Raw genomic sequence first — 4,544 nt, 5'->3', positions numbered from 1 at the left:
CTGCCATAAGACCGGCTGCACCGGCTCCCACTACGATGATATGTTTCATGGTCTGCCTCCACCGGAACGACGTTTAGCGCCACGCACTGCGCCGTTACGACCGAACTGTTTTTTATTGTCTTTCGCCGGCATTTTACGACCTTTAGCGCCTTCGCCGGGTCCTTTGCCGAACGGTAATTTGCAGAGTGCTTTTAACTGACGCAGTTCTTCCCCCGTAAGTTTACGATAAGCACCACGTTTTACTCCGGCTAAGGTAAGTCCGCCGTAAGCAATGCGTTTCAAGTTGTACACACTGTATTTAAAATGCTCAAACATGCGGCGCACTTGACGATTACGGCCTTCATGAATCGTAATCTCAACCAGTGTAGTGTTCGTCTTGCTGTCAAAACCGTAATCTACGATTTCTGCCGGCGAGGTAGGACCATCTTCTAAAGTAATACCTGCACTCAATGCCTCTAAATGCTCGTCCAGAACACGGCCTTTGATTTTAACTTCATAGGTCTTGGTCACACCTTGTGACGGATGCATCAAAGCCTGAGCCAAAGTACCGTCATTGGTGAATAACAACAAACCTTCCGTGTTATAGTCAAGGCGACCTACCGGATATACTCGATTTTTAATGTCTTTCAAATAATCCATTACCGTAGCGCGTCCCTGCGGATCACCAACTGAAGTAATGCTGCCTTTCGGCTTGTTAAAAATATAATATTCCAATGCTTCCGGTTCAATACGTTGACCGTCAATTTTAACACGGTCAACGGCAGGATTAATTTTAACCCCCAATTCCGTAACTTGACGACCGTTCACCTGTACCTTACCGGCCACGATTAATTCTTCCGCCTTGCGCCTCGATGCATAACCGCAGCGACTGATATATTTTTGCAAACGTTCTTGTTCCATAGTCTGCTCCTTTCCCTTATTCCGTAATCTCACGGGCTTCATGAGCCTCAATCGTATTGTTGTTTTCACCGTCAATTACGGGACTTTCATGGTTTTCGTCGGCTTCAATAGGGTTACTACTTTCAGCAGTAACTCCCACACTGTTATCGACGGCTACTTCACGTTTTAAGGTCTCCACCGATTCTATGCCGACACTGCGTAAAAATGTATCGGTCGTACCGTACAATACCGGCCGGCCAATGCTTTCCTTACGCCCCAGTTCCATAACTAAATCGCGGCTCACTAAATGCTTTAAAACTTTTTCACAATTCACACCGCGCACTTCTTCAATTTCACTTTTCGTAACCGGCTGCTTAAAGGCAATAACCGCCAAGGTTTCCATCGCTGCCGGCGACAAGCGGTCTTCCCGTTGGCGAATTTTACTCACATATTCACTGCTCTCCGGCGCACTTACAAGCTCGGCTCCAACGCCGCTTACTTTTAAACGGAGGCCACGTTTATCAACCACCAGCCGATTAGCATATTGCTCCAATAACGCTTCGGCATCTTCCGTTGCACAATCAAATAGTTCCCCAAGCAGAGCGATAGGTACCGGTTTGGCTGCGGAAAAAAGAACTGCTTCCAAATGGGCGAGCAGCGATGTATCGCTTGGCTGATTCACATCTGTCATAGTTTGTTACTCACCTTTCTAACTAATATACGCTTACTTATGTAATATCTTAATCTAGTCGATTAAATAGCTATGCCTGTATTGCCATAATAAGCATAATCGAAAAATCTATTATAAACTGACCTAGACAATTTCACTGACTAAGGTTACATCCTTTAACGAACCGTCATTAGGCCCTTCCGTCACTGAGTGTATAGTAAAAATTTGACGCTTCAATAATTCCAAAACAGCAATAAACATAGTCACTTTGGCAGCCCGTACTGTTACCTCATTAAGCAAAGCTACAAAGCTGAATCGGCGTTGTTGTTTGGCCCTCATAAGCAAAGAATCAATCGTATCTTCCAAGCTGTAAGCCTCTTTTTCAACCTTTACCTTTGGCGGTTCCGGCACCGTTTCATCCACTCTATCAATACAAGATTTAAATAAACTGTACAATTGGGCGATGTCAAAACGAAATACCGTTTCCTGACCCCATTGGCTCAACGAATCGGGCCGGCTAAAGCTCTGACTGCTCGCTTCGGAGCGCTCGGTCAATGCCTCGGTCAATTCTTTGATTTGCTTATATTCAAGCAAATTAGCCACCAATTCGTCACGGGGATCTTCTTCCTCTTCCGGATTGAGTGGTGCGTTTCTTGGCAACAGCATGCGGGATTTAATCTGTAACAGCGTAGCCGCCATAACCAAAAACTCACTGCTGTAATGAATATCAAAGGTCTGCCATTCTTCAAGCTGCGCCATATATTGCGACGTAATTTCCACAATGGGAATGTCGTAAATATCTATTTTATGTTTTTCTATCAAATGGAGTAATAAATCCAATGGCCCTTCAAAAACGGCCAGCTTATACTCATAGGGTTTCATCATATCTCCTTACGATTCGGCAAACAAATAAGAGGGGTTATACGCCCCTCTTTATGTTGTCATGAAGTCTCGATAACCTTTTTTTAATTGTATCATAGAAAAATAACCTTTAACAACCGTCAAAGTATGTAAAAAAGCATATTAAACCTTGTATTTTTACTATATTTCTGCTATCGTATTGATGTTATTATAATATAAAGGAAATGCGTTATGAAAACTCTTATATCATGGTGGCGCAATGCCGTCGTTCAGGCAATTTTGTGGTGTGTCCTCATCTTTGCCGCTTTTTATTTTATTTACGAACCTATTGCCTTTGGCTTTGATTGGGAAGATATTCTTTTGTTATCCCTCCCCTTATTATTGGGGCTGTCCATTTTCCAGCAACTTATGCGCAGTACTTTATGGCATCGTGCCTTCTTGGGGCATGGCCTTTTGGGCATTGCCTGGGCTTTAACCTATCCTTTGTTATATCATTGGTCCTATACGAAGCCCTTTTATTTTTACGAATTCTTCCCGGATTTCTTATTTGGCTTTCTACTCTTTGTGGGGCTCAGCTTACTCCACTATTTCATGGTACACCATCTGCCATACCGCCGATCTTTAAGCATCCTTATCGCACTCATCCAGTGGCTTTTGTCTTTGATTCCGTTAATTCAAATCGGCTACTATATTAACACGTGGCATTGTTTGACGCCGGCCACCTTAATGGCCCTGTATCAAACAAATCCGGAAGAAGCTTTCGGCTTTTTAAAAAGCTCCGCCGGTATTCCAGGCCTAATCGGCATCGGCATCGGCAATGTACTCTTATTCCTGTTTTACTACTGGTCAAACCAAGGGATGAATCTCTTGTCCCGTCGCGATATGATGACAAGATTGCGTTTAGGCATACTCAGCATCGCCTGTCTTGCCTGTGTAATCTACTTGCCTTTTGGTTTTATGAAAACGGACATTGTTAAAAACTGGACTGATGTCGCTACATATATGAAAGAGTTACAACAATACAGTGACAAACATCATGAAATCTACAATGACTTACATCTCGAAACAGATGAAACCGCGGCCAACGGGGCGCCTGGTACTATAATCCTCGTTATCGGTGAATCGGCTTCGCGCAATTACATGAAAGTCTATAATCCAAGCTTTGCTTACGATGATACACCATGGCAAAGCGAAATGGCGGCCTCAAATCCTGATTTTATCTTCTTTAAAAACGCCTATTCGTCTTATGTACAAACAGTACCTACCTTAGAACGGGCTCTTACGGAGCGCAATCAATACGATGATAAGCCGTTCTTGGATTCTGCCAATATTCTCGATGTGGCTAAAAAAGCCGGTTACTACACGAGTTGGTTTAGCAACCAAGGTGTTTACGGTGAATACGATACGGCTATCTCCTTAATTGCCAAAACGGCAGACAGACCTTTATGGGCTCATGAAGCATATATGTTCTCCGATAAGTACGACGGTGTTATTTTACCGCTGCTCCAACAAGTAGAACCATACAAAAATAACTTTATTGTTATTCATATCATGGGCAGTCATATTTATTATAATGACCGCTATCCTCATGAATTCAGTAAATGGAAAGTCGGCGAAGTACCAAAAGGCAAGGAAGCCTATGCCAACAGCCAACTCTATACGGATTGGGTATTACAGCAAATTTATACCTATGCTAAGGATCACTTAAATCTGCAGGCCATGATTTATTTCTCCGACCACGGGGAAAGCCTCAATTATTCCCACAATCCAGACATTTTTGATTTCGACATGGCCCGCATTCCTCTATGGGTTTACTTATCGCCAACCTACGAAGAAGCCTATCCGGAAACGACGGCTATTCTGCGCGACCATGAAAACAAATATTTCACCAACGATTTACTCTACGACTTAGTGTCCGGTATCTTACAGGCACCGACTAATCGTTATGATCGGACTAGAGACTTCTCTAATCCGAACTATCGCTTCAACAAGTATAATTTAACGACTCTTTTAGGTCAGGAACCATTAACCAATGACCCGGAAGCAGCCGCACCGGAGCGATAACAGTTCGAGTTACATTCGAAGCGAATAAAAACAAAAACGGTTCTATAATTTATTTTGGGGCGCTAAAGAG

The 4,544-nt window shown here is 43.2% G+C and carries 3 protein-coding genes and 1 pseudogene; 1 reads left to right on the top strand and 3 read right to left on the bottom strand.

Annotation, left to right across the window (positions count from 1 at the left end; all coding sequences use genetic code 11):
• Nucleotides 1-183: 183 nt before the first annotated feature.
• The 3 genes and pseudogenes from QZL64_RS09570 to QZL64_RS09560 form a co-directional block, all read right to left on the bottom strand.
• A pseudogene (locus tag QZL64_RS09570) lies at nt 184-900 on the bottom strand (pseudouridine synthase); the annotation flags it as partial.
• 16 nt (nt 901-916) lie between these two features.
• Nucleotides 917-1,570 (bottom strand): SMC-Scp complex subunit ScpB, encoded by a 654-nt coding sequence (gene scpB, locus QZL64_RS09565; RefSeq protein WP_021841775.1) that lies wholly within the window; start codon nt 1,568-1,570, stop codon nt 917-919.
• 123 nt (nt 1,571-1,693) lie between these two features.
• Nucleotides 1,694-2,431 (bottom strand): segregation and condensation protein A, encoded by a 738-nt coding sequence (locus QZL64_RS09560; RefSeq protein ID WP_021841774.1) that lies wholly within the window; start codon nt 2,429-2,431, stop codon nt 1,694-1,696.
• A 210-nt stretch (nt 2,432-2,641) separates the two neighbouring features.
• On the opposite strand from QZL64_RS09560, the gene QZL64_RS09555 reads away from it, so the two are divergent.
• Nucleotides 2,642-4,474: a phosphoethanolamine transferase gene (locus QZL64_RS09555; RefSeq protein ID WP_021841773.1), complete on the top strand. Its 1,833-nt coding sequence runs from the start codon at nt 2,642-2,644 to the stop codon at nt 4,472-4,474.
• The last annotated feature ends 70 nt before the right edge of the window (nt 4,475-4,544 follow it).

Origin of the sequence: Veillonella sp. CAG:933 (assembly GCF_000431435.1) — a bacterium.
Taxonomy (GTDB): domain Bacteria; phylum Bacillota; class Negativicutes; order Veillonellales; family Veillonellaceae; genus Veillonella_A.
Note: the sequence above shows the minus strand (reverse complement) of the source record. Positions and strands in the feature narration are given on the sequence as shown.

Bases quoted from the DNA above. Each gene is read 5' to 3' on its own strand.
- QZL64_RS09560 (WP_021841774.1), bottom strand. From the start codon at position 2,431: ATGAAACCCTATGAGTATAAGCTGGCCGTTTTTGAAGGGCCATTGGAT.
- scpB (WP_021841775.1), bottom strand. From the start codon at position 1,570: ATGACAGATGTGAATCAGCCAAGCGATACATCGCTGCTCGCCCATTTG.
- QZL64_RS09555 (WP_021841773.1), top strand. From the start codon at position 2,642: ATGAAAACTCTTATATCATGGTGGCGCAATGCCGTCGTTCAGGCAATT.